The following is a 25794-nucleotide window of genomic DNA, read 5'->3' on the forward strand; positions in this document are numbered from 1 at the left end:
TGTTGGTGTTCGGCGACTAGACTCGGGCGACCTTCGTGCTGCAGCGAGTGCTGTCGCTACGAAAGTCCGACTACGAAAGGGAGTTGTCGATGGCAGTCGATCCTACGGGGGACGATCTCGCACGCGTGCTGGAGGAAGTCCCGGACGGGCCCTTCGTGATGCTCAACCTGCTGCGGTTCGCCCCGGACGGCCGCGCCTCGTACGAGGAGTACTCGCGGCGGGCGAGGCCCTTGCTGCGGCGTTACGGAGGTGAGGTCCTCTATGCCGGCGATGGAACGACACCCTTGGTTGCCGAGGAAGGGCAGGATTGGGACGCGGTGCTGCTCGTCCGATACCCCGGCCCGGAGGCGTTCAGTCGTATGGTCGCGGATCCCGACTACCAGGAGATCACCGGTTTGCGCTCCCGTGGCCTCGCCGAGGCCGTGCTCCAGCCGACTCTGCCCTGGGGAGCGCGTCGCGAATCCTGACGAGCTCGGTCGGAGAGTGAACGTCGGGCAGACCTCCGGCCAACCACCGGATCGCGAGGCGGATCCCCGGCAGGTGTCAGCTGCACGTCGGGCTGTCGGCCATTCCGGGGCAGCCCGGCGACGCCGCCGACGAGGCGATGTGCTGGGACTTCGGGCACGTCGATGTGGACACGGGCGAGTCCCTCCGCCGTGTAGGCCACGTGCCCGGCTACCGTGCCCGTTCCGGGGTTCGTCCGCGTGAAATCGTCGTCCTCCCAGCGGATCGCCCAAGAGACGGTGGTTTCACGTCGGAGGGATCAGACGGTGGAGCGCGACGTGTCGACTCGAGGACACGATTCGCACACCGACGCTCGTGGACACGCTCAGCTCTCGGGCACGTCATCGGCCGATCGCCGCAGCCAGGTGATCGTCGCTTCGCATGCCCTGGTTTCGGCACGCTCCGTTCCCACACCTTCCGCGACACCCACTCCGTGTTCCCAAACCCCTCGGGAACACCGCGTCTCCGCGGATCGTTGACATGACGAGGCGTAATCGCGGCTGCTCATGAGTGCGGAAGGGGCGGCGGGTTTAACAGGCCCGTGATCAGGGTAGAGCGGTGGCAACGTCCGAGGAACTCGAGTGGGCCGTTCACCGACTCGGCGAAGGAGAGATCGACATGAGCATGATGGACAAGCTGAAGGGGCTCGCCGGCAAGAGCCCCGACAAGGTCAAGCAGGGGATCGACAAGGCGTCGACGTTCGCCGACGAGAAGACCGGCGGCAAGTACCACGACAAGATCACCAAGGGGACCGAGCAGGTCCGGAATTTCGTCGACAAGCAGGGATCGCAGTCCCAGGGCGGCCAAGAAGATCGGCAAAATCCCGGACAGCAGGGACCCGATCAGAGTGGTGACCAGTCCCAAGGTGGCCAATCCCGCCAGTAACGGTTTTCGCGGAAGAGCCGGGCAGGATCGAACGCCCCGCTGGTCAGGCGGCAGGATCGACCGGATTCACGCCGGTCACGCGCTCGTGCCCGATGCCGCGACCAGCAGCGGCACTCGCAAGCGTTCGATTCCTCCCGTGTTCTTCCTTCCGAGCCCGACTCGTCGGTGTCGAGCTGCTCCAGCGGGATGCGCCGTGAGCTCGACCCGGCGATGACGCTGGTGACGGGCCGGTGCGGTGCGACGTCACACTCGACGACCACTCGGTGTCGGTTCTCGTCCGTGTCCGCCGCATGATGGGCGGCGACGAGTGGGCGCCGGTGCTCGACTCGCTCGGGGCCCTGACCGAGAAGTCGCTGTCGGTCTCCGACAGCGGGGACCGCTACCGGATGATCGACACGACCCGCACGAACGCCTCCGTGATCGTCGTGCTGGTTCTGACCTCCGACCACGATGGACCGACTACCAGGCCTTGGAGTGGATCCACGCTGCGCTCGGTCAGCAGGGCGCCCGCAAACAGTCCGTCGAGCACCTCCGGGCTATCCGATGAGAACACCACGGGGAAGTACATGACCTCGCCGTGATCGAGTACGGCCGGTGCTGTGTCCGGAGTGGAAAAATCGCGGATCGACGATTTCCAGGCTGATTACCGGTCTTCCGAGGAACTGCCGCAGCTCCTCGTGCCTTTCGGGGCTGGAGCGGATCCCGGATCCGCCGAGGACGGTTTCGCCGGAGAAGAGGAAGTCGCCCTCGCTGATGTTCCAGGCCTGGCGCACGGTCGCCCAACTCTGCTCGGGGAACCAGTCGCGGAGATCACGTGTCGCGTGGTGCGAGTTCCTCAGGTCAATCCCCATGAAGGTGGTACCTCGTCTGGAGCGCTCGTGCGAGCCTGTTGATCATCCGTACGCCCCAGACGGTAGGCATCGACGGCCCGGACCGGGTATTGGAGAAGCATGAACGTTGCGGTCTCGATGGACAGCCTGTTCACCACTGCGAGTCACGACCGTCTTCGTGATGAGGTGCGTCGCTTCGCCGAGACCGAGGTGCGTCCGCACATTCCGGAGATGGAGCACTGCCGGTCGGTCCAGTATGAGCTCTCCCGTCTGATCGCCGAACAGGGCTGGATCGGGGTGACGATCGGGCCTGAGTACGGTGGCATGGGCTTGGGGCATCTGGCGAAATCCATCATCATCGAAGAGCTCTCGCGGGTCAGCGCGGCGATGGGTGCCATGGTGCAGGCCTCCCAGCTGGGGGTGGCCAAGATCCTGCACTTCGGGAACACGGATCAGCGGCACCAGTGGCTTCCGGAGATCAGCGCGGGACGCTGCTTGCCGACCATCGCTGTCACCGAGCCCGACTCCGGCGGCCACGTACTCGGTATGACGGCGACCGCGCGCCGCGAGGGCGACGAGTACGTGCTCAACGGACACAAGGTCTTCGTGGGCAACAGTCACGTGGGCGACCTGCACGGTGTGGTGGCTCGCACCGGGGAGGGATCCCGGGGGTTGTCGGCGTTTCTGGTGGAACCGGACCGACCCGGGTTCTCCCTCGGGGAGCACCAGGCATCGATGGGGTTGCACGGGTTCAGCTACGGCGAACTCGTCTTCGACGAGTGCCGCGTCCCGGCCGAGAACCGACTCGGCGACGAAGGGCAGGGCCTGGCGGTGGCCTACAGCTCCAGCATCCTCTACGGGCGGCCCAACCTGACCGCCGTCGCGCTGGGAATCCACCGCGCCCTGGTAGAGGAGACCGTCGCCTTCGCGGCGCGGCAGTACCGTTACGGACAACCGTTGTCCCAGCTGCCGACGGTGCAGCAGAAACTGGGGCAGATGCAGTCCCAGTTGATGACGGCCCAACTGACCGCGTATCACGCCGCGCACTCGCTGGACAACGCCATGCCGTGTGACGCGGAGCTGATCAATGCCAAACTCGTCAACGTGGAGTACGCGCTCGATTCGGCGCGGACCGCGATGGAGGTGCACGCCGCGTACGGGCTCGGTACCGACAGCCCGGTGGAACGTTACCTCCGCGACGCGCACCACATCTTCGCCCCCGCCGGCACCTCCGACATCCAACGGTTGCGGCTGGCCGAAACGGCCCTGGGGACCTCGCATACCCCATGGTCGGAGCGACTGGCCTCCCAGCTCGGTGTTTTTCCACACTCGGGCTGACATGCGCTGCGGAGGGGGTCCGTGCCCGCCAGTATCTACCCACCGCGGCGGACACGGATCCTCAACGGGGCGACGTGTGGACCGGCGTGTCCTGGAGATGTCCCCGCATGAGCGCTACGCCGTGCGCTCCTCGGACGTCACGGGCGCTCGCGGCCGTGCATCAACTCCATCACCTCGGCCGCGAAGCTTTTGATCGTCTCCAGTTCGGGGCGGCCCCATGACTGGGTCTCCGGCGCGACGGTGCAGACCGTGCCCAGCGCGAGGCCGGTGTGGTCGATGAGCGGGGCCCCCATGTAGGACCGGATCCCGATCTGATCCACTACGGGATTGCTGGTGAACCGCGGATAGGAGCAGACGTCGCCGAGGACGAGTGGCAGCCTGCGGGCCACCACGTGCGGGCAGAATCCGTGATCTTTCGGCATCTCCCGCCCCGGCGACACAGCCGTTTGTGCCGCTTCCATCGCGGCGCTGGTTTGGGACTCGGCTCGAGTGTACAGCCCGGTGAAGTACTGCCGCTGGCCGCTGATGATGTTCACCATCGCGTAGGGGGCGCCCGCGGCCTCGGCGAGTCGGCGCGCGACGGCATCGAACTGTGGGTCCGGTTCCTCCCGGATGCCGAGTTCTCGTAAACGTTCCATTCGGTGCTGAACGTGCGGATCCGGTGGTGTGCCTACGAGTCGCATATTGGTGGCGGACATCATGCCCTTCCTGGGGTTAGCCGATCGGGTGCTGTGACGACGTCGTCGATACGTGTTCGAGTAGTGTGATGAGTGTCCGCGTCGCGGAGTGGGCGTCGCGGGCGTCGCACATCACCAGCGGAACGCTCAAGTGCAGCGCCAGAGCGTCGCGCACCTCGTCGGGGGTGTAGTACATCGCGTTGTCGAATTCGTTGACGGCGACCAGGAAGTAGATCCCGCGTTGCTCGAAGAATTCGATCGCTCCGAAACAGTCCTGAAGTCGGCGCGTGTCGGCCAGCACTATCGCACCGACAGTGCCGCGGGACAACTCGTCCCACATGAACCAGAACCGCTCCTGGCCCGGTGTGCCGAACAGATACAGCACGACGTTGTCGTCGGGGAAGGTGATGCGGCCGAAATCCATGGCCACCGTGGTGGTGGACTTGCGTTCCACACCGGCCAGGCTGTCCGTGTCGAGACTGGCCGTGGTGAGGTGTTCCTCGGTGTTCAACGGCTCGATCTCGCTGGACGCGCCGACGAAGGTGGTCTTTCCGGCGCCGAATCCACCCGCGATGAGAATCTTGAGCTGCCAGGGGAACAGGTCAGAGTCGGCTTCTAAGCCCATGGAGTACCTTCTCGATCAAGTCCGGGGTGACGTCAGCGGTCGCGGTGGGATCGTGAGTGGTTACCGCACCGGTGCCGATGAGATCGGAAAGCAGAATCTTGACTACCACGGCGGGCTGCCGCAAGTGTCCTGCTACCTCGGCGACTGTGGTCGGGGAGCGGCACAGACGTAACGTCTGGGAGTGCTCGGGACCCAGCACGTCGTGAGGAACCTGCCCTGTGCTGCGGACCATGGACAGCAGGTCCAGTGGCGCGCTGGGGTGGGTGCGTCCGTTGGTGACCAGGTAGGGACGTATCCCCTGTTCCCGCTGCGATCGACCGTCGAATGCGTTCATACCGGCCGACTCTCCTCAGTCGGGGAACGTCGGGACGGTGTGGCCAGACTGCTGGGTACTTTCCTGCCGAGCTGTTGCATCTCGTAGCTGAGAACCCCGGCGTTGACCGTGCTGTCGGCCAGGACGGCGAGAATGCTGCCTGCGCTGGCGGCCGTGATCGCCAGGATGCTGCCGTCACCGAGCTCGGCGTTGGCTTGGCGCATCCCGTGTCCACCTCCGAAACACTTGCCCACTTCCTGGACCAACGAGCACAAGGGACTGGCCAGGGAAGCCAGCCGGTCCGCGTCGTCACGCTCCAGGCCGTAGTAGAACCGCGGGATCGCATCGGTGGACAGTAAGAGGGCGCTTCGGGTGTGGGGGACCTGGTTGACCAGGTTCGCGAGTAGCCAGGTCAGATCCTGTGGTTGGGTCACGATCGACTCCTTGGGGGTCAGGTGGACGTCGAGGGGTCTTTCCGATCTTCCGAGGACGCCGACTGATCGGTCTCGGACTGGCCCAAGGCACTCAACAACCCCGTATTGTGGCCGGGGATCGGGGTGACGCTTTCCCGCGGTGTCCGCAACGGTTCCGGAAGATTGTCCGTGCCGGGCCTGCGTTGCGGAAGCTGTGACGCGTCGCCTCGGCGGCGGTGTTTGCCCGCGGGTGAGCTCATCGTCTCTGTCGAAGGGGGAGCGGCCGGTGCCGGCTGTGGCGTCGATGCGGGTTCGGAAGTGGGCGGTGCCGACGCGTCTTCTTCGGGCCAAGGTCCGGCGACCGGCTCCGCTACCTCGCCGGTCCATTGCATACGGCTGGCAGAGTAAGAACGAGAAACCCTCGGTGGTGGTCCGCTGGCCGGCGGTGTGGGCGTCAGATCTTGGGCGATGTGACCGGGCTGCGCGGGTTCCCGGGGCGAGGTGCTGAGCAAGCTGTCCGGCAGCAGGACGACCGCCTCCATCCCTCCGTAGATGCTGGTCTGCAGGCGGACCCTGATGTCGTAGCGCTGCGCGAGGACCCGGACCACCGATAGTCCGATCCGTCCGTCCGCGAGAAGTTCGTCGAGGTCGACCCGATCGGCGTCCTCGAGCAGGCGGTTGTACCGGTGGATCTCCTCGCTCGTCATACCGAGACCGCGGTCTTGGATCTCGATGGCCACGCCGGCCGTGACGGTTTCGGTCCGCACCACCACAGGAGTGTTGTCACTGGAGAATTGGGTGGCGTTTTCCAGCAGCTCCGCCAACAGGTGAATCACCTCAGCGGTGGCGGGGCCTTTGAGCGTTCCCCCGACCGCGGTCATCTTCACTCGGGAGTAGTGCTCGATCTCAGCCACGGCTGAACGCAGCACGGTCTGGAGGCTCACATCCTCCTGCGTCTGCCGCTGCGGTGCTTTGCCGCCGAGTATGGCCAGACTTTCCGCCTGTCGGCGAGACAGGTTGACGAGGTGGTCCACGCGGAACAGGCGTGCGAGAAGATCGGGGTCTTCTACCTGATGTTCGGCTTCGTCGATCTCGGTGATCGCTCGGTCGGCCATGGCCTCCAGACCCCGCGCCAGCTTGGCGAACGCGGTCTGGAGCGCGTCGTTGCCGTACGACGGGGAGGGACGCCCATCGGAAGTGGAAGCCGCGTCGGAGGAGGGGACGGCAGTGCCATCCCTGACCGCGTCGTGCCTTCGCAGGAGGCGCCCGACATCGTTCTTGGTCCGCTTGAAGACGATGAGACCGATCAGCAGGGCCGAGACGATCGCCAGAGCACAAAGCGTGAGCGCTGCTCCCAGAAATGAACGATCGGCGATCACGAGCATAGTGGTGACAGTGCCAAGCACGACGAGCAGAGGCACCACCGGCAGCAGAGCAGGCCACAGGATGCGGTCCCGTAGATCCGTGGCAGCTTGATCCCGACAGCCCTCAGGGTTGTCTGCCTCAAGACAGCCGGCAGTAGGTAACAGTGCAGACATCAAAGTCCTCAACGCAGTGATGTACAAAGGACGGGTGGCATGGCGTCACACTCGAATCAACGAACGTGGCATCTCCAGCTCACCCTGTTCCACGCATCCACGGACGGTGCCACCGACCATGCCCGCCACTCCTCGCAGCTCCATCAGGTGGATTATCCTGTGTGGTCTTGCGGATACAGATCGTACCTCAGCCAGTTGTACGTACTCTGATCCTCCGTGAGGAGCAACCCTGAACTCGTGACCGAGCAGGCCAGGGTGCACACCCCGACAGGGGAGATCGGCAAGGCGCCGACCGTGCGGGTACCGGGAGAGGGCTGGCGTGACGTGCTGTGCGGCGTCGGGCCGCGCGTCGCCGATACCGCGGGCTACGCGGTGTCGGTCATCCACATGAATTGGTCCCTGAAGTCCGGGCGGCCGGCGACCAGCGGCGAGACGATCGCGGCGATGTGTCTCGCCGCGACGATCGCCCGGGGCGGGCCGACCGACCGAGTCGGATGGCGCCACCTGTGGGGCGCTGTTCGGCGTTCTCCGGGCGATTCCGATGTTCCTGCTGGCCAAGCGTCGTTGACCGCCATCATGATCATCGTGGGAATCTTCCGAGCGGTGTGTCAGAACGCCCTGGCTGGGGCGCAGGCCGCGTGGTTTCCCGACCCGCGCCAGGCGCCACCGCTCCGCCGGTGCGTCGCCGATCTTGTTGGATATTGGCGATGATCTCCGGCGCCACGCCGTTCGTGACCACCCTGATGTCCATGTGGCCGGACCGGTTCGGACCGGCCGTGCTGTGTTCCCGCTCCGCTCCGCATCGGGCCCGTTGTCTGCCCCACTGGTGCACGAGGCGTGAGGCCACGGGGAACACAGCGCCGCACAGCGCGCCACCGAGTAATCCATCGCCCCGAAGGGGAGTCCAGTAAGTGGAACCAGTGCGACTGGCTTGAGTCGCTTTGGGTCGACAAGGGTGACAGCACGTTGCTCGCGGGAGAACGGCTCGGTCGTCGGCCGCCGACGAAAAGCGGTGAACGTGGGTGCGATCCTCCGCGAGGGCGCGGTGGAACGAACGGTTGCGCCGTAGGGTCCGGTGGTCGACGGAAGCGCGTCCGCTCGAACTCGGCCTCGAGCGCGACGTCGCTGTTCATGTTGTCCGCGTAGCGGATGAGTCTCGCGGAGCACATTACTCTAACAGAGTCTTTCTTTCCCTCCGCGGAGGTAATCTCGGCGCTCACCTTAGACGGTCGTTTTGATTACCAGTAAGCTCTCCTCAGTAGGGTGTGATCAAGATCACAAACAGGGGGCCGCTATTTCTTTGATCCGACCAGAGGGCCTGTACACGGACGAAGTGGTCTACCGGCTCTTTACCAACGGCTTGAACGCCCGCCCCTGGAAGGTGAGCGAACTTCTCAGCAGTCCGGAAACCGAAGATCCACGCACGGAGGTCGCCTGGAAATTCGCCTCGAGGGGCTACTACGCGGAGCAGGCTGGTCTGGTGACAGCCGCGGCTCTCGCGGCGGAAACCGATGATCTCGCGTATCGCTTCGACATGGCGACAGCCGCCTCGGACGAGGCAAGGCATGCCGACGCTTTCCTGAGGTTCGCGCAACACCTCGGCGGCGACGCGGAGGAATGCTTCGAAATGCTGGAGCCGCTCGACGAAGCCCTGACTTCCCTGCCGTACCCCGGCAAAGTGCTGGCGCACACGGTTCTCGAGGGATTCGCGGCCGACGAATTCCACCTGTTCACCGAGTATTTCAAGGGCCACCCGGCAGCGCGCATCTACGAACACGTCCGCCACGACGAGAACCGACACGTCGCTATGGGCGTGTCCCACCTGGCACGTGCCTGCCGGGACCCCGAGTTCAGCGCCGCCCTGCGGGAACACGGCGATGCCTGGCTCGAACGCATTCGCGAGCACGCCGATGTCACGGCCCTGTCGGCGATGTTTTCCGAACTCACGGGAAAGGATCCCGCTGACTTCGAGCGGTGGTTCACCGCCCGTCATCGCCAGCGAATGGCCTCGGCCCGAGTCGTGATCGAGGGGAGGTGAGCATTATGGCCATCAAGCGAGTCGAGATCAAGAACCGCACCCGCGGTGTGTGCCGGTACGTCATCCGCACCAGCGTCTCGAAGACGAAGACGTCCAGCTGACGGAAGACGTCGGATCAGGCGCCGGGAGGCCGAGCGAGTAGCCCGGCTCCCGGCACCTGCCGGGGAGCGAGTTGTCCGGAACCGCCACGAATCGGAAGGGGTAACCATGCGGATAACGCTTGCGTCCATGCCATGGCAGGCACTCGAGTCACCGTCCTTGCCCATCGCTTTGCTCCGTTCCGCCTGCCGTCGCGAGGGCCTCGAAGTACCGAGTGGTTATCACGGTGGCATCCACTGGTGCGAGTACCTCATGGAGAGAACCGATGGCGAGTTGGGGGTTCCACAGTACACCGATATCGCCGAGAACGGTCTGTTCGACGAGATCGGCGACTGGATCTTCGCCGGAAACCTCTACGGAGCGGACTTCGGGGTCGAAGCGTTCCGGGAATACGCGCGAGGACGCACTATCGACCTCGAACTCGCGTTCGAGATGCGAGAGCTCACCGCCGGTTACCTCGAGGAGGCATACAGCGCGGTGATGAACACCGCCCCGGACATCGTCGGGTTCACGACGACGTTCATGCAGAACGTACCGAGCCTGGCGCTCGCGCGGATGATCAAGGAGCGACACCCCGATGTGACGATCGTCTTCGGCGGGGGCAACTGCGACGGTGCGATGGGCCCGGCGCTGCATCGGAACTTCGAGTTCATCGATCTCGTGGTCAGCGGCGAGGCGGAGATCGCCTTCCCCGAGCTCATCCGCCGTCTCCACGCCGGCTCGGATCTCACACCCGTTGCCGGGCTGAGTTGGCGCGACGGGGCCGAGCTCCGTGCGAACCCACCTGCCAGGGGGCCGGTCCAGCCGGATCAACTGGTGGTCCCGGACTACGACGACTGGTTCGAGCTGCTGGAGACGTCGCCGGTGGCGGAGCACATCGAACCCCAGCTGATAATCGAGACCTCGCGCGGCTGTTGGTGGGGTGAGAAGCATCAGTGCACCTTCTGCGGCCTCAACGGATCACTGATGAAGTTCCGAGCGAAAACGCCGGAGCAGGCAATAGACGAGATCTCGACATTGGTCGAGAAACATCAGGTGTTGGACGTGATCACCGTCGACAACATCATCGACAACGGCTACTTCTCCACGGTTCTTCCCGAGATCGAGAAACTGGGGTGGGACGTCCGAATCCACTACGAGACCAAGTCGAACCTGACCCGCGAGCACATAGCCCGGTTCAAAGGCGCTGGCGTCGCGCATGTGCAGCCGGGGATCGAGTCGCTGGTCTCTCCGGTGCTGAAGCTCATGGACAAGGGCGTCGCCGGTATCCGTAACGTTCGAACGCTGCGGGACTGCGAGTCCGCCAGCCTGACGGTCTCATGGAACTGGCTGTACGGCTTCCCCGGAGAACGGCTCTCCGATTACCTGCCCGTCTTGGAACAACTCGACCGACTACACCATCTGCAGCCACCCGCGAATGCCGCTCGCATCCTCATAGAGCGGTTCAGCCCGTACTTCAACGACTCGGCACTGGGCTTCAACGAGCTTCGTCCCGCCCAGCAGTACAAGTACGTGTACAACCTTCCGGAGAAGTCCCTGGAGGACATGGTGTATTTGTTCGATGCCGAACAACGCGGTCTCAGCGAGCAGGAGATCTCCGGGCTCAAAGAGGCGATCGAGCGCTGGATCGAGCATTACCAGGACAGTTCGCTGGAGGTGAGTGGTGACGACGAGCTGCTGTGGATCTCGGATCGGCGCGTGGGGCGTGAACCCGCGGATCACGAGATCCGCGGTAGAGAACTCGTGGCGCTGTACGGCGAGCTCGAGCACGGCCGGACCACCGGTGGTCTACGCAAGATACGCGACAGGGAGGGGTTCGGCATCACCGACGGTGAGCTCGACGCGTGGCTGTCGGAATTGGACGCGCGCGGGCTCGTGTTCGTGGAGCACGGTCACTATCTGGCGCTCGCTACCCATTCCGTCCCCGTCAAGCTCGAGACACGGCGTGCCTGACCGTCCGCCCGCACGAAGGGAGCCGACTTGACCACCACAATCGCAGTCACTGACGACACCAGTGATGTCCGCACCCGTCTCGAGGATTTCGTCTCCTCCGGAGCGCGCGGCTTGGTGATCACCGACCCCGTTGACCTCACTCTCCCGGATCGAACTTCGGTCGATACGGTGCGCCTGCTTCGGGACGCCGTGGGACACGGGCTGAGGATCGACTGGCGAGCCTCACCGGTGGACGGCCTCTCCGTCACGGACTTCACGCACTTGCCGCCACCGGCGAACCTCGACGAGCTCAGTTTCCTGCCGGACAGCGACGCGGAATCGTGGTTGGACCTGTACTCCTACGGGCAGCTCTTCTATCGGGTGGGCCCCGGATTCGTCTCCATCAAGGACGTTCGTCCGACCGTACCGGCCGCACGGATGACCCTCGAAGAAGAGGAAGCCAGGATTTTTCTCGAACTCGCTGAGGGGGGCGGTGAAACGGGGAATTCCGAGTCTTTGCGCTCAGAGCTCGTGGAGTACGGCTTGGGTATTGCCGCTGAGGGCGGGTTTCTGGTGCTGCCGTACCGGATCAGGCAATGGCCGATACCTTTCTCGGCCATCTGAGGGTGTCCGGAGGCTCGCGTCTCAGTGCTGACTACGACACCGGTTCGTGGGAGTCGTCCTCGGAACTGGATGCTCACAGTATCCCCCGTGACGCATGCCGAGGTTGTGCTGAGGAACAACGTGGCGCACTGTCACCGATATCACCGATTCCAGCAGAACGACCTTGGTCGGCTTCCCGGGGAAATCATGATCATGCCACGTACAGCGCGCCGACCAGGGCGGAGTTTGCCACAACGCACAGTTCCGCTGTTGATTACCTCGCGCCTCATCGGACAGACAGGCGACAGGTTCACCTTGCTGGCGTTGCCTATCTTCACTGTGGCGGCGGGAGCGACGCCCGCTGAGGCCGGTCTGGTGTTCACCGTCTACGCGGCCCCTGGAATCGGCGCCTTTCTCATCGGCCGCCCGCTCGATCGAACTCACCGCTTACGCGGCATCTGCGCGTCCGCCGAGCTTCTTCGCGCCGTGCTACTGCTCGGCTTGGTGCTGATCATCCCGCGGATCACCAGCGGGGGATGGTTGCTGGTGCTCGTCGTGACCTTCGCCTGCGGCTGCTGCTCCGCCGTGTTCGACGTGGGGTTGCAGGGGTATTTGCCTCGCGCCGTGAGCGGGCTGGAGCTGCGGAACGTGAACTCGTGGTTCGCTCGTGCGCAAGCGGCCGCTGATGTCGCGGGTCCGCCTGCGGCGGGGGCTGTGGTGGCAGTCGCCGGCAGTGGAACAGCGCTCCTCGTTGACGCCGCGAGCTTCCTGCTGTCGGGGTTGTTGCTCTGCGGGGTGAAGAAACAACTGGCCCCCGCCGTCCCGGAGCAGTGCAAGCCGACCATCGGATGGTCGTCGGGTATGACGAGGCTGCTTAGCGACACGGTCCTGCGCAACGTGGTGCTGACCATGCTCGTACTCAACTTCGGCGGGGCGATGATCGGTTCGCTGTGGGTCGTCTACGCGACGGAGAGCATCGGCGTCGGCCCCACAGCATTGGGGGCCATCACTTCGTTCGGTGGTATCAGCGCGCTCGTGTCCTCCGTGTTCATCGGTAAGCTCACCAAAGACCGAAACATGGTGCGGTGGGTAACCGGCGGCTTCGTTACCTCCTTGCTGGGGCTTCTGTGCATCCCCGTCGCTTATCTGACCGCGCCGGTGGTGTTCTTGATCGGTTTCCAAGTCCTGTTCTCCGCCAGCGGCCTGTTGGTCGCCGTGGGCGCGGCTGTGATACGTCAGGAGAGAACTCCGAACGACCTGCAAGCGAACGTTTACGGCGTAGTCCGAACCGGTCAGGACATCGTGTTACCTCTCGCCGGCGGGGCGGCGACCGTCGTGGCGTCGGCTGCTTCGGTTCCACTGGCGGTACTGGTGGGAGCTCTGACCGCGACGATCGCGCTTCCGTGCGTGTACACCGTGTACCGGTCGCCGTTCCCGGCGGCCCCGCCCCGTGCTGTCTGAGGGATTCGATGACTGAGTGGACCGGACGACGCGCTGTCGTGGTCGGAGGTTCGAGCGGGATCGGGACGGCCGTGGCCGGGATGCTCGCGGGGTCGGGTGCCCGGGTTTTGATCACCGGACGGGAGCTCCCGACGATCGAGCCCACCGCGGCCCAGCTCGGTCGGGATGTGCTCCCGGCTGTCCTCGACCTGACATCACTCGACAGCATTCGCGATCTCACGAACCTGATCTCTCGGGAACTGGGCGGAGTCGAGTGCCTCGTGGTCACAGCCGGAGCCAGCAAGGCGCAGCCTGCGCGGTCGGTGACGCCGGAGGATTTCGACGAACAAGTCGCCGTCAACTACCGTGGTCCCTTCTTCCTGGTACAGGAGATGATTCCCCTGTTCTCACCAGGCGGGGCGATCGTGTTCGTCGGCACTGCCATCGACAACGTGGGTACACGAGGGCAGGCCGTCTACGCGTCGAGCAAGGCCGCCGTCGAATCCCTAACGATGTCGCTGGCCTCGGAACTCGCCGAGACCGGCATCCGGGTCAACTGCGCGGCTCCCGGCCCGACCAACACGAAGTTCTTCGAAAAACTCGGGCTTCCGGCGGACGACACCGCCGCGACCGTCCAGTACCTGGCCGACGATCTCCCCGAGCGTCGACTCGCCGAGCCGGCTGAGGTGGCCTCCGTCGTCAAGTTTCTGGTCTCACCGGAGTCCTCATACATCAACGGTGCCAGAATTCCGGTCGATTCGGGGTGGAGACGGCTCTTCTGAGACCCCGGTTCCAGTTCCGGTCGGCCGACAACTTTCGTTCGGCCGGAGTGGGCTCTCTGTCGACCGGGGTGGTGACCGCGTGCTGTGGATCGGCGAATCGCCTGGATGCCGTCAAGGGCGTGTCCGGGGAGGTGTCCCAGGTGGCGCGGGCGGGGCAAACCGGACAGGGCCCACGGTCCGTTGATCCACTCCATCGCCCAGCGGGGGTGAGGTCGTGGACAGTCGCTTGATCGAGGCGGTGACCTCGTCCCGGCGCCGGGCGCGTCCGGCCGCCAGCTGCCGCGCCGGAGCCTTCGGTGTGGCGAAGCTTCGCGGGCGTCGTCCCGGTGGGGCCGCTCCCGTGGGCGCGTGAGTGGGACAGCGGGGCTGCCTCGTCCGGAAGCTGTCGCCGGCCGCGCCGTGAGCGATGATGAGGTAAACTCGAACTCGAATCGACTTTTTAATCTACGAGCGCGGAGTTGAGCGCGAATGAGTGCGACGCAACACGTACGCGAGGAGACCCGTGAGGTCGTCGTCATCGGTGCGGGTATGGCAGGCCTGATGGCGGCGACGACGCTCGAGGGCGAGACCGACGTTGTTGTGCTCGAGGCGGCGGACCGGCCGGGTGGACGCGTCGAGACGGTCCGGAAGGGCGACTACTGGATCAACGTGGGGACACAGTTCACCGAGGGGACCGGGCCGTTGATCGACGCGCTCAACCACCACGACATCGAGATGGGGTCGCTGGCCGGGAAGAGCGTGGGGCTGGACCTCAACGGCAAAGTGGTCGACACGGCCAACCTGTTCGATCTCGCGTTCCGCACCCGCATGAGCTTCATGGATCGGCTCGGTATGGCGATGGTCGGCGCGCGCATCCTCTCGGCGGCCCCGTTCCTGGAGTCGGACAGCCGCATGGCGAAGAACGTGCGTGCCAAGCTCGACAAGCGTCTGGCCTCGGACCTCCTTCGCGGCGTCCGCTCCGAGTTGACGCGGGACGTGGTCCGCTCCTGGTCGGGGCAGTGGATGGGATGTGACCCCGCGGAGACGGCCGCGAAGCAGCTCGTGACGTCGATCGGGATCGCCCTGACGGACCCGACCAAGGTGCCGAACTTCGCCCTTCCGGTCGGGGGTAACCAGACGTTGACCGACATTCTCGCCGCCGATCTCGGAGAACGCCTTCGACTCGGGTCGGCCGTCCGGTCCGTGGAGCACAGCGAAGACGGGGTCGTGGTGAACTACCTCGGTGAGGACGGTCCGGCGCGGGTGCGTGCGAAACGTGCCGTCGTCGCGGTTCCCAGCGACGTCGCGGCGCGGATTCTTCCGGAACTCCCGCAGGCCTACCGCAACGCGTTCGACGACATTCGCTACGGTCGGTACGTGATCGTCGGTTTCTTCACCGAGGAGGAGGGGCCGCAACCCTGGGACGACTACTTCGGGGTGTCCACGCCGCAGCTCTCGTTCCAGGCGATGTTCAATCACGCTGCCGCCCAGCGTAAGGGCGGTTCACGGAAGCCGGGCGGCGCGCTGGCGTGCTTCGCCGGTGGTTCCGTGGCCGACGGCTTGTTCGAGCTTTCCGACGACGAGATCATCGGGCGTTTCAGCGAGGACTTGCTCTCGCTCTATCCCCAGCTCGAGGGCAAGCTCGGGGAGAGGGTCGTGCGGCGCCACCGTCGCGTCGTGCCGTTCTGGGCTCCCGGTAGGCGGGAATCGCTGCCGACGCTGCGCGAACCCCTCGGGGCGATCCAGCTGGCCGGTGATTACCAGCTCGAGATGCCTTCGCTCGCCGACGCGGCCACGTCGGGGAGGAACGCGGCGAAGGCGGTTCTCGCGAGCGTGAACCGCTGACCAGCGGACACGGCGTCGCGGCCTCTTTCTTCGGCGAAGACCCCGTGGGGTGCTGATCTCGCCAGTTCGAATCGCGCCTCGACGGCCGGTACGTGACAGCTCGGAACTGGCTCGCGCGGGTGCTGGATCGACGTCCACAGGCGTCGGGCGATCCGCATCGGATCCTTCCCGAACCGGCCGGGCTCGTCGAGTACCGGCTTCAGGTACTCCACCGGGCGGGGCTCGCCGGAGAGCCCCGCCCCGCCTCGGCCGTACACGGTGCCGGGAGTGGGGTCCGCGGTGGGGAGAATCCGCGACAGCGTTTCGATCTGATCGAACGCCCGCCTCACGGTGTTCCGCTTCAACGTTGCGCCCCGTTCGCGGAGCGGAACGGCACGAGCCGCTGGTGAGCGTGTCCACCGCCCTCGCTGAACCGGGGGCTTGCTCGCACGGGCCCCGAGAGGTGCCGAAGCGCCGCCAAAGCAGTGAGATGGGTGCCGGTCGGCGAGCTGGGCACGGCATCGCTGCCGGTGACCACGAGGTCGAAGGAATCGCCGTATCGGCGCTACGTCCGAATGCCGCCGCTGTCGCGGTGACGTGCGGGAGGACGCGGAGTTCGGGAGGGGTCCGTTCGATCGATTCTCAGTCGCCGCGCCGTGGGGTCACGAGGCGTACGTTTCGATGTAGGCGGTGATCAGGCGTCGGGCTTCGTCGATGGTGGTCTCGTCGCCCGTCGGGGAGTGGCGGAACGCGACGTCGAAGAGTCGGTTGCCCGCTTCGAAGGCGAACCGCAGGACGAATCGGGGAGTGTCGGCGGGAAGGAGTTCGCGCTCGACGAGGACGTGCCAGAGCCGCTCGGCCTGTGACTCGTCGAACGCGCGGACCAGCTCGCTGAGCACCGTGTGGCGGTCCGCGAACCACAGCTCCACGCAACTGGGATGCTGGCGGAAGTAGTCCCGGTAGCGGTCGATGACCGCGTCCGTGAGGTCGTGCAGCCCGCGCGACGCGGGATCCTCCAGGGCGGTACTGAGACTGGCTTCCAGCTCGTGCAGATGGCGCTGCAGCAGCTCGGCGTCGACCTGCTGGCGATCGGAGAAGTAGTGGTAGACGGACCCGACGGGAATGCCCGCCCGCTCGCTGACCGCCTTGAGCGTGGCGGCCTCGTAACCCTGTTCGCCGAGCAGTGCCTCCGCGGCGTCGAGGAGGGCCTGCACGCGCTCGACCCCGCGGCGTTGCACCGGGGCCGGGCGCTCGGGGGCCAAGGAAGTCCACTTTTTCTCGAGCACGATTCGAGACTGTATCAATCCTGCCCCGGGAACGGGTGTGGGTGTGTCGCGATCTTCGCTGGCCACTCGGGGTTGGTCGGGTATCCGGGTTTCGGCCGGTTCGGTCGCGGGTGAAGTCGCCCTCGGCCGCTCGGGGCCGCGCCACGAGCGCGGATCGACGCTTTCTCGGCCGTCCAGAATCGTTCACGGCGAGTTCCGCCTCGACAACGTGCTCGGTTCCACAGGCGTGCGGGACGGCACGTGGTGGGCGGGCCGCCCTCACGGACTCGTCCGCTTCCGTGGACACCTGTGCCACCGCGGTATCGTAGATGGTCGATGATGCTGGGGACGTGATGTCCCCTCGCTTTCCCTCCCGTGTCCACGGGCACCGAGGGTGAGGAGAAGCTCGTCGCTCACGTGAGCGACCCACCTCCCCGCACCCGATGCGGAATCCGAGCGGGACGGGAACTTCGTCCGTGGGAAACGTGGGGCACGAAGCAGTCGAACCCGCCGGGTGAACTCGGGGCCCGTGAGTCGCTCGTGCCTCGGCGTCGGCGTCGAGAGACCCCTCAGCGCCGCTGACTGAAGCGGTCCGAGATCCGGTCGGTCGCCCACGCGGCCCGCAAGATCGGGGTGCTGAGGGCGGATGAGGGCAGGTGTGGTGGACGCGGGCGCCATACCGTGCGCAGATCCTCGTGGAGCTCGTCGCCGGCGAGCCGGTCGGCCAACAGTGTGCCGAGGTAGGGCGACTGGGCGAGACCGTGCCCGTTGCAGCTGACGGCGTAGAAGACGTTCTTCGCGACTTCCCCGGCGACCGGGAGGAACGACGTCACCGCGACCCATCCGCCCCACGCCCGCTGCGGTGCGACGTAGCGCAGCGACGGGAACCGCTCGTGGAAGCCGCGGACGAGATCCTCCACCACGGCACGGTCCGGCTCGCGGGCACCCAGTGTCCTCGGTGCCGCCTGGAGCTGTCGGGTACCGAACAGGATCGTGCCGCGGGCGGTGCGCCGGTAGTTCTCAAGAATCGTGTGTGGCGTGATGATGCCGGTACGACTCGTCCAGCCGATCGCTGCCAACCGGTCGGGATCGACCGGTTCGGTCTCGACCACGCTGGTCCATACGGGAGTGATCCCACCCGGTGCGATCGCGAGGTCTCGGGAGTGGGCGTTGGTGGCGAGCACGACCCGTTCGGCGTGGACGCGGCCGCCGGGAACATCGAGCACAACTCCCGTGTCTTCGGGCTCGACGGCTCGCACCGCCGTCCGCTCGAACACCTTCGCTCCTGACGCCAGCAGCGTGTCGCGAAATCCGAACGCGAGCTTGCCCGGGTTCAGCAGGCCCCCGCCACGCTCGAAGACACCACCCAGGAAGGTCTCCGGAAGGCCGAAGTCACGGCCGTCGACGAACTCCACATCCGCCCCCGCGTCGCGGAGGATCCGCATGCTCTTCCTCAACTGTTTGAGCTGTCCGGTGGAGACGGCGGCGTTGACGTTGCCGGTGGGGTCGTACTCGCAGTCGATGCCGAGTCGCTCGATCAATCTCTCGGTGAAGCGTGCCGAGTTCTCGGCATAGCGAGTGAGATCTCGGAGTTGGCTCCGGTACAGCAGGCGAAGCAGCTGCGGATCACCGGCCAGCGCGTTCGACAGGTAGCCGGCGTTGCGTGAGCTGGCACCCCAGCCGCAGTACCCGGCTTCGAGCAGGACCACATCGGCTCCGCGTTCGGCCAGCCGCAGTGCCGATGCCATTCCGGCAAGGCCACCGCCGACGACGGCGACATCGCACTGGACCTCCCCTCCGAGCGCTGGCGCGAAATCGGTGGGCCGCTCGCACCACCCGGTGCACGTCGAGTAGCTCACACTGTCGGTTGTCCTCGTTGGCATGGTTGTCTCCTCTGCTCATGTCCCCACGTGCGAGGGGGGCGAACGGGGTATCGGGACGAGATTCGGTTCGGGTGGTGTTTGGGCAGGCCCACGTGTCGGAGCTGTTCGCGCTTGGAGGGACGACTCGCCGTCCAGCTGCCGTGTAAGCGCGCGGGAACGCGAACAGCGCCCCGGTTGCCTCGCCGATGTCGAGGCGAGCTCAGAGTCCAGGAGTGAGCGCAGCGGCACCCCATCGCTGGCGGCGGCGATCAACGTCGCCAGTGCGGGTGGTGAGCCCGTGACATCGGCGCCCGGGCAGCTGTTCGGCGTGCGACAGCCGCGCGAGCGGGTGAGGTCACCGGCACGGCGGATGGCCCGGCACCTGTGCCGAAACCTCGGGCTGCTCGGGAAGGAGCTTCGCGTGCCGCTTCGTCCTGCTCCGGGGTTCGCTTGCCGGATCGGGTGGGGGCGGCGCTTCTTCGTCGTGACCAACCGGGCGGCGACTCCCCGCTCCCCGGCGCACCGCAGCGCGTTTGGTCTCGTCGCGGTCACGGCCAGGGCAGCTACGAGAGTCACGGGACCGTTGTTCGCGTCGCTGATCCGTGCGGCCGGTCGGTGACCGACGGGTGAACCGGTATGGCAACCGGTGCCGCGGCCAATCGGGGCGAGGAGATGTCGGTGTCGAGGAGGTCGGCGGTGAGAGGGTCCGCCACCACCTGCGCGGCGGACCCGTCACCGCGGGCGCCGGTCCGGGCGGCGGGAACCCGGAGTACGAAGTCGACCTGTGCTGTGGCGTGATCGCGATGTCCAGCATGGTCGTGTACACGCGCAGGATCAGGATCACCAGTGCTAGGCACTGCTTGGTCGCCACGTGGGTCGAGTGCGCGGTCGTACCGGGGATCGCGGAATGTTCACTCATGGTCCGGTGTGGTTCGCGACCGGGGCTCGGCTGTGGGGGAGTCGGGTTGACGTTTCGAGGTCGCGGGCTGCGTGCCCAGCAGTGCGTGCAGGGCTCGGGTGGCTTCGACGACGTCGAGTTCGGGGTCCAGCAGCGCGTGCAACAGCAGTCCGTCGCAGGTGGCGAGGAGCAGAGTTGCCAGCGCTGACGGTGCCGGGCCCGTGGCGACGGTGCCGCGGTGCTGCTCGGTGTCGACCAGCTCGGCCAGCGATCGCCGGTATTCGGCCAGCAGAGCGGAGAGGTGGTGGCGCAGCGCCGGGTCTCGCTCGGACTCGCGCATGGCCTCCAGTAGCACTCCATTGCTCACCACGTCGAACGCGCTCTCGTCGTGCATCCAGCCCGTGATGAGTGACAGCAGTCCTGCCAGCGTCTCGGTGGTTTCGAGTCGCTAGTCTCGCGGACTTCGAGGCCTCGATGCGCCGGTGCCGGGAGTTCGACGCGCGGGCACGTCCCACCAGAAGGGGGTGATCGAGGGCGCCGCGGAGTTCCGGCGGCGGCTCGACGCTTTCGTCGGTGTCGTGCGGCGGCGGGAGGAGACGTTGCTGGCGTTGCTCAGCGAGCCGCGGACGAGCGAGGAGATCGTCGAGCACAGGCTGGTCTACCGGCCCCACGTCGAAGGACCGCACGTGAGGCCGGTAGAGCGGAGAACGGCGGTGCGGCATCTGGAGCGGTTGATGACCGAAGGGCGTGTCGCGGAGGTCGAACCGGGCCGGTTTCGTACCACGTAGACCAGTACCGGCTGCATTCCCTGTCCTGCTGGCCGAGCGTGCTGTTGAACGGAATACCCCAGCGAATGGGTGACCGTGTTGGCGTCACCGAAGGCAGTGCCGCCGAGGGGACACGAGAGCCCGCAGATCGACATCGACGCCCGGCGGACGGGTGGCCTCGGACGCGGGGTGCGGACGAACCACTCGGGCGAGGAAGCGCGATCCGGTTCGAGGTCCTGCTTGACTACGGAGCCTGCGCCGCGTCCACCTCCTGGATCGGGGAATGGCTCTTCCGGAATCGGACACGGAGCTGCCCCACCGCTGCGAGACGCCGTGGGCTCCGCGCTCGCGCGGACGGCGGTGGAGAGTGGGTTGTGCGGTGGTTTGGGGGTTCGACGGTGAAGCCGAGTCCGACGTATCGACGAGGGAGCGATCACCACAGATACGCGGACAAGGAAAGCAAGGAACGGAGAAAAGGAGCCGAAGCGGCCGACCGAACGCGGACGAGGGGATCGTCGAGCAGCGAACCGAGAAGTACGTCGGCTGGGTGGCCCGCATGTTCGAACTCGGACCGGCAGCCACCGGTGCCTTCCGGAAAAGTTTGTGGGAGGCACTTTTCGACTCACCCATCGGTGTGGGGAGCATTCGCCCGCACGGGCCCCGGTCGCTGCCTGTACCGGCGTGAGCCTCGGCGAGGGGCCGCTCCACCGTTGTCCGTCCGAAACGCTCCGCTGGTCGACAGGGTGCCAGGGGCGCGGTAAATGTCTCCTGAGCGCCGTCCGGGCCCGATCCACCACCGGTCACGATCGAGCGAGCCACCCGCGTTCCGCACCGCACGAGACACGATCTCAACATCATTCGTTTTCGCTCTCGTACGGTGGGTATCGTTGACTCTCTCCTTTCTCGTGTTGCTGTCGTTCCGCTCTCGTGCCACCCTTCGAAACGAGCGGTTTCCCCATGATGAGCAGTGGCCACACGACAACCTGAATCTATTTCTCATGCTCGTCGCTCGCGACATGATGATGAAAAATTATTTTTGAATTGTTTTCGCTGTGAGTGCCAGGAGGTAGACGTCATGGACGGCCGAACACGATATCGTGGCAGTGCGCCTCGGAACACATTTCGACGGGGGTCACGGGGCAGGAAGTCTTTGCTCGCCAGCGCCGTGGTGGTGACTCTGTCGCTGGTGTCGCCGAGCCCGGTTCAAGGACAGCAGGAGATCACCATCAACAACGATTTTCGGTCCAATATGGATCAAAATCAGGCCAACGTTGACGCCATGTACGGTGTCGATCTGTGGCGGAACGCCCCTTATGGGAAAGAGGAGAAGTACCGCGATAAGCGCTATATCGAGACACTCGCCCAAACAAGGGTTACGGGGCCGTGGCCATCCCCCCAGGAGTCTGGTAACTACGATTATTACCTCGCCGAACGGAACCATAGTACCAACAAGCCTACGGGACAGTATAAGCGCATCTCGTACGGAGGGCCTTTTGAAAATCGAAGTTACACGAACAAGTACAAGAACAAAAATTGTCCCACGAGACGTGGCTCGCCGTTCGTGATCCCCCAAGGGGTCCGCAACACGCTGCAGGAATACGATGCGCAACTCCGGGGGGCGAACAAAGGAACCCGTATGGACAGGCGGCTCGTCCGGGACACGGCGACCGGGAATGTGTTTTATAGTCCCGATCACTACTGCACATTTATTCAAGTCCCCAACAACTTGACCCCTCCGTAGTCGCTATCGCCGTTCCCGGAATGATGGCGTATGTCGCAACGGTTTTCTCAGTGGACACGCGAAACGCGCCATTTTCCACTGTCATCCTCATAGTGGGAGTCGTCCGGGAGCCGGGTCTGATCCGTACCGATACCGGGAGTGGTCGAAACGTGACCGGGGAATCGTCCGGTGATACTCGACCAAGTATTCGAGAACGAGTTAGTGAGGTCCAAAAAACGATCGACGGACTGCTGGAGGGTAGTGACAAGGGATTCAAGGAGGCAGTGGGATCCGGCCTCAAGGCCGCGCTCAACACTCTGCTGGGCAACTACGGAGTGAGAGTGTTCGATCAGATCGAAAATTCGGTCACAGTCATCGACGAAGTCATAGTGCGCGTCGACACGTACTTGTGGAAGTACAATTTTGAAAAGACTGCGCTGACGCAAAAGTGCGAGAACGCGATGTGCTATTGCGTGGTGCTGTCGTACGTGCTCCCCGAGGAAGTGCCGCTTCCGCTGTGCTACCTCATGGTCGGAAAGATGGTGGAACGAAGAAAAGATCTGAGCGAGCAACAGAAGAAAAATTTGAAAGAGGAACTCAACAAGAAGGTGGAGGAAGCTCACAAGAAAGGAGGGGAAACGCGGAATCGAATGGTCGATATCGCCGATCTCAACAAAAAGATTGCCTACCCGGAAGCACTCGCCGTCGGATCAACGGGCAACCTGTTCGTCATCGACAGTGGTAAAGACGCCGCGGTTTGGAAAAAAACGCCCTCCGCTCAGCTGACCAAGGTTACCGGAGGCGGTACGAGCGATGAGGACGATATCCCGGCCACCCAGGCGCGGCTGTACTATCCGTTCGATGTGAGCGTGGACGGGACCGGCGTGGTGACCGTCGTCGACAGCAACGCGCAGGCTGATGGTGGGCGATTTCGCCCCGGAGCAGTGTCTGGTGCTGTCGCGGGAGAAGAACGACGTGGTTGCTGGTGGCGGTCGGTCCTGTCGTGCGGCGAGTGCGGGAGCAACGCGGACAAGAGGGTGCACATGTTTCCCCGGGATGGTCGGGTGCCGAGCTGTCGCGGCGGGACAGCGTTGGCGCATCGACGCTACGACCACTTGTGGCACCGGCTGGGCCGGTATCTGCCGTGGGTGGCCACATAGTGGGTCAGTCCCCACTGGCTGCGGCACATCACCCTGACATGGGTAGAACGCCACTTCAGCTACGGGTGACCCCGGGCCCTCGCCGGGCACACCGACAGTGCGGGCGAGAACGGGTGACGGCCGTGTACGTGGGCGCGGACTTCCCGAGATCGCCACCGCTCCACGCGGCCAACATGTTCAACCCTCCCCTTATCCGGGGCGAGGTCGTTCCGCGAGTTCCTCTGAATGTTTGGCTTCATTCTCTGGTGTGATCTGTATGGACCGGAGTTCATCGGCACGACTACTCTCCACGTCGGTGATCGTGCTCACACGGGCACAGTCTGAGGCCGAACCTGTGAGGAGGCGAGCTGAATGCCGGAAGACGGGACGTCCACGCGTACGGAACAAGCGCGGCATGACGGTAAACCCGAATCCGACAAGCGAATGATTCTTTACTACCAGACGCACTTCGCCACCAAAGACGAGCAGGAAACGCTCGTTCCTCCGGCGGAACTGGTGCGCAACGATGCCGGAGTGACGGACATCAATCTTGGTGCCATCCATCTCAACAACCTGGATGACGATCAGGAGAGGGACAAGCCGCTCACGATCAACGACACTGTTCCGCAAGACCCGAAGCTCCTGCCCATGTGGGACGAGTTGGCGTTGATTCGTGAGGAGGTGGATGTCCACGCTTTCGTCGGAGGTGACGCACCGGGAACGTTCATCCGGCTCGAGAACGAGTTTCGACGATACTACCCTCTGCTCAGGGATTTCGTGGCCCAGTACCGGATGAGCGGTGTCGATCTGGACATCGAGAGGGAAGGAAAGGAGATGAGAGACCCCACCGGAACGGTGCGGAAGGTGATCGACGCGCTGCGGGAAGACTTCCCCGAGGACTTCACGATCTCACTGGCCCCGGGGGCGAGCGAGCTGACCCAGGACGAGGGCGGAATGTCGGGTGTTCGGTACCGGGAGCTGTACCGGACCCACGGGGCGAAGATCACCAGGTTCCACGCGCAGTTCTACTGCGGCTGGGGTGACATGTCCTCCAAGGACAACTACCTCGATGTCGTCGACAAGAGCGGTATACCGGCGGAAAAGATCGTGGCCGGGGTCGTTACCCACAACAAGCACTGCAAGGACTACATCGAACTGAGCAAGCTGCGGGAGATCGTTCGGGATTTGCGTTGGGAGCGTCCTGAATTCGCCGGTATCTTCGGCTGGGAATACCATCTTGCGGGTGGAAGTGAGAACGATCCGAAGTATGAGGACGCTCCCTGGAGGTGGGCGAAGGAGATCTCCACGGCCCTACGAGAGGCTTGATCCGCCCGAGTCGCCACTCGCCGGAACCCGTGACTGCTACATCCGGTTCGGTGCCCGAGATTCCCGGTGCAGCGGCATTCCCGATCTCGCCGACGAGCAAGTCGCGCGGACGAGGCAGCAGAACCGGTTCCGATTCAGCGTGTGAGCCCCTTTCCGGTTCGTTCCACGGTGGTGCGGGGCGCCGTGTCGCGCCCCGAGCCGTCGGGATGCTCCAGCGTTACAGCCGGGTCAGCACCGTCAGTGCGGGGAGTTCTCGCGGAGCAGTGCGTGCCGTTGCTCGGGAGGGCGGCCGGGGCAGGAGGAGCACTTGTCCTCGCCGGGTGCCCGGTAGAGCAGGCAGCACGAGGTCCGCTTGGTGAACAGCCGGGAAGTCCCCGAGGGAGAGTCGATCTCGGTGTAGCGCGGTGCGGGCATCGGAGCGTCGATGGCCGCGACCAGTGGTTCGGCCAGGGCGGTGGCGCTTTCCGGCGTACCTCGTGCACGTCCGGCCCAGAGCAGGCATCCGGCGATGGCGTCGGTCGCGATCGCCCAGAGGGGGCGGTGCCGGATCCGGGCGGTGGCGGCTACCGAGGTGATGCTCCGTTCGAGGGTCCGCCGCAGTCCTGCGGCCAGGGGTTCCAGAGCTGGGCTGCCGGTGAGCACGTTCACCGAGGTCACGCCGGACAGCCTGCTGTCCGGGTGCCAGTGCAGCCACAGGTCCTCCAGCCGGGGTGACAGCGCCTCACCGGTGACCACGAACGAGGCCACCGATGGTGTGATCAGTCTGGTCGATGTCGAGAACCACCACAGGGTGGCCAGGACACGCGCGTCGTCGGTGTTCCAGATCCGACCACGCAACCGTAGCTGCTCGCTCATCCAGTCGGGGTCCTCGATGAGGGACGCGGGTACCTGTCCGCAGTTCTCGTCGGTGAGCAGCCGAGCGTGCTCGGCTGGGTCCATTCCGTCGAGCGTGCGGGTGAGCAGTTGGTTCGCGTGTGTACTCATGTCTCTCCTGGAG

24 protein-coding genes are annotated in these 25794 nt (G+C 65.1%); 15 read left to right on the plus strand and 9 right to left on the minus strand.

From position 1 onward, the window contains the following. Nucleotides 1-89: 89 nt before the first annotated feature. The 4 genes from BLQ75_RS21375 (at nt 90) to BLQ75_RS21390 (ending at nt 3557) form a co-directional block, all read left to right on the plus strand. Nucleotides 90-467: a DUF1330 domain-containing protein gene (locus BLQ75_RS21375; protein ID WP_092604497.1), complete on the plus strand. Its 378-nt coding sequence runs from the start codon at nt 90-92 to the stop codon at nt 465-467. Nucleotides 468-1062: 595 nt separating this feature from the next. Next, nucleotides 1063-1389: an antitoxin gene (locus tag BLQ75_RS21380; protein ID WP_211481534.1), complete on the plus strand. Its 327-nt coding sequence runs from the start codon at nt 1063-1065 to the stop codon at nt 1387-1389. A gap of 263 nt (nt 1390-1652) precedes the next feature. Continuing rightward, nucleotides 1653-1970, plus strand: a complete 318-nt coding sequence (locus BLQ75_RS21385; protein ID WP_139183057.1) for a hypothetical protein — start codon at nt 1653-1655, stop codon at nt 1968-1970. 387 nt (nt 1971-2357) lie between these two features. Next, nucleotides 2358-3557, plus strand: coding sequence for an acyl-CoA dehydrogenase family protein (locus tag BLQ75_RS21390; RefSeq protein ID WP_092604499.1), 1200 nt, complete (start codon nt 2358-2360; stop codon nt 3555-3557). A gap of 137 nt (nt 3558-3694) precedes the next feature. Here BLQ75_RS21390 and BLQ75_RS21395 read toward each other — a convergent pair whose 3' ends face one another. The 5 genes from BLQ75_RS21395 to BLQ75_RS23995 all read right to left on the minus strand — a co-directional run bounded on the left by BLQ75_RS21395 (nt 3695) and on the right by BLQ75_RS23995 (nt 7123). Continuing rightward, nucleotides 3695-4195, minus strand: coding sequence for a GAF domain-containing protein (locus tag BLQ75_RS21395; RefSeq protein ID WP_211481536.1), 501 nt, complete (start codon nt 4193-4195; stop codon nt 3695-3697). 76 nt (nt 4196-4271) lie between these two features. Next, nucleotides 4272-4859: a GTP-binding protein gene (locus BLQ75_RS21400; RefSeq protein WP_092604469.1), complete on the minus strand. Its 588-nt coding sequence runs from the start codon at nt 4857-4859 to the stop codon at nt 4272-4274. Beyond that, nucleotides 4837-5193 (minus strand): DUF742 domain-containing protein, encoded by a 357-nt coding sequence (locus BLQ75_RS21405; RefSeq protein WP_092604470.1) that lies wholly within the window; start codon nt 5191-5193, stop codon nt 4837-4839. The genes BLQ75_RS21400 and BLQ75_RS21405 overlap by 23 nt, the downstream gene beginning before the upstream one ends. Next, nucleotides 5190-5606, minus strand: coding sequence for a roadblock/LC7 domain-containing protein (locus tag BLQ75_RS23990; RefSeq protein WP_211481537.1), 417 nt, complete (start codon nt 5604-5606; stop codon nt 5190-5192). Before BLQ75_RS23990 ends, BLQ75_RS21405 begins: the two co-directional genes overlap by 4 nt. Nucleotides 5607-5623: 17 nt before the next feature. Then, nucleotides 5624-7123 carry a sensor histidine kinase gene (locus tag BLQ75_RS23995; protein WP_139183058.1) on the minus strand — a complete coding sequence of 500 codons (1500 nt, stop codon included), beginning with the start codon at nt 7121-7123 and terminating at the stop codon, nt 5624-5626. Between the two features lie 216 nt (nt 7124-7339). Here BLQ75_RS23995 and BLQ75_RS21420 point away from each other — a divergent pair, with 216 nt between their 5' ends. From BLQ75_RS21420 to BLQ75_RS21450, 7 genes are all read left to right on the plus strand, one after another. Continuing rightward, entirely contained in the window at nt 7340-7834 is a 495-nt protein-coding gene (locus BLQ75_RS21420; protein WP_170837618.1) for a hypothetical protein, read from the plus strand. Between the two features lie 523 nt (nt 7835-8357). Then, nucleotides 8358-9161 (plus strand): ferritin-like domain-containing protein, encoded by an 804-nt coding sequence (locus tag BLQ75_RS21425; RefSeq protein ID WP_139183059.1) that lies wholly within the window; start codon nt 8358-8360, stop codon nt 9159-9161. Nucleotides 9162-9368: 207 nt separating this feature from the next. Then, complete coding sequence (locus BLQ75_RS21430) at nt 9369-11213, plus strand: RiPP maturation radical SAM C-methyltransferase (RefSeq protein WP_092604475.1); 1845 nt, start codon at nt 9369-9371, stop codon at nt 11211-11213. A 27-nt stretch (nt 11214-11240) separates the two neighbouring features. Beyond that, entirely contained in the window at nt 11241-11816 is a 576-nt protein-coding gene (locus tag BLQ75_RS21435; protein ID WP_092604476.1) for a DUF5825 family protein, read from the plus strand. Between the two features lie 87 nt (nt 11817-11903). Next, complete coding sequence (locus BLQ75_RS21440) at nt 11904-13256, plus strand: MFS transporter (RefSeq protein ID WP_170837619.1); 1353 nt, start codon at nt 11904-11906, stop codon at nt 13254-13256. Nucleotides 13257-13264: 8 nt separating this feature from the next. After that, entirely contained in the window at nt 13265-14017 is a 753-nt protein-coding gene (locus BLQ75_RS21445) for an SDR family NAD(P)-dependent oxidoreductase (protein WP_092604478.1), read from the plus strand. Between the two features lie 468 nt (nt 14018-14485). Beyond that, nucleotides 14486-15841, plus strand: a complete 1356-nt coding sequence (locus tag BLQ75_RS21450; protein ID WP_092604479.1) for a flavin monoamine oxidase family protein — start codon at nt 14486-14488, stop codon at nt 15839-15841. A gap of 641 nt (nt 15842-16482) precedes the next feature. On the opposite strand, the gene BLQ75_RS21460 is transcribed toward BLQ75_RS21450, so the two are convergent. From BLQ75_RS21460 to BLQ75_RS21470, 3 genes are all read right to left on the minus strand, one after another. Beyond that, nucleotides 16483-17106, minus strand: a complete 624-nt coding sequence (locus tag BLQ75_RS21460; protein ID WP_092604500.1) for a TetR/AcrR family transcriptional regulator — start codon at nt 17104-17106, stop codon at nt 16483-16485. Nucleotides 17107-17654: 548 nt separating this feature from the next. Then, nucleotides 17655-18968 carry an NAD(P)/FAD-dependent oxidoreductase gene (locus BLQ75_RS21465; protein WP_092604481.1) on the minus strand — a complete coding sequence of 438 codons (1314 nt, stop codon included), beginning with the start codon at nt 18966-18968 and terminating at the stop codon, nt 17655-17657. Between the two features lie 890 nt (nt 18969-19858). After that, entirely contained in the window at nt 19859-20272 is a 414-nt protein-coding gene (locus BLQ75_RS21470) for a TetR family transcriptional regulator C-terminal domain-containing protein (RefSeq protein ID WP_425286480.1), read from the minus strand. Nucleotides 20273-20327: 55 nt separating this feature from the next. Between BLQ75_RS21470 and BLQ75_RS21475 the strand changes: the two genes are divergently transcribed. The 4 genes from BLQ75_RS21475 (at nt 20328) to BLQ75_RS21490 (ending at nt 24797) form a co-directional block, all read left to right on the plus strand. Next, the gene (locus BLQ75_RS21475; protein ID WP_211481539.1) at nt 20328-20633 is read left to right on the plus strand and encodes a hypothetical protein; all 306 of its coding nucleotides are present in this window, start codon (nt 20328-20330) and stop codon (nt 20631-20633) included. 1129 nt (nt 20634-21762) lie between these two features. Then, a complete protein-coding gene (locus tag BLQ75_RS23200; protein WP_139183061.1) occupies nt 21763-22353 on the plus strand; it encodes a hypothetical protein in 591 nt (196 codons plus the stop codon). Nucleotides 22354-22502: 149 nt separating this feature from the next. Next, nucleotides 22503-23492, plus strand: coding sequence for an NHL repeat-containing protein (locus BLQ75_RS24345; RefSeq protein ID WP_244515838.1), 990 nt, complete (start codon nt 22503-22505; stop codon nt 23490-23492). A gap of 423 nt (nt 23493-23915) precedes the next feature. After that, complete coding sequence (locus tag BLQ75_RS21490) at nt 23916-24797, plus strand: glycoside hydrolase family 18 protein (protein ID WP_170837620.1); 882 nt, start codon at nt 23916-23918, stop codon at nt 24795-24797. Nucleotides 24798-25034: 237 nt separating this feature from the next. Here the strand turns inward: BLQ75_RS21490 and BLQ75_RS21495 are convergent, their stop codons facing one another. Continuing rightward, entirely contained in the window at nt 25035-25781 is a 747-nt protein-coding gene (locus tag BLQ75_RS21495; protein WP_092604485.1) for a (2Fe-2S)-binding protein, read from the minus strand. Nucleotides 25782-25794: the final 13 nt, after the last annotated feature.

Origin of the sequence: Actinopolyspora xinjiangensis, assembly GCF_900104475.1 — a bacterium.
In the GTDB taxonomy this organism is placed as follows: Bacteria; Actinomycetota; Actinomycetes; order Mycobacteriales; family Pseudonocardiaceae; genus Actinopolyspora; species Actinopolyspora xinjiangensis.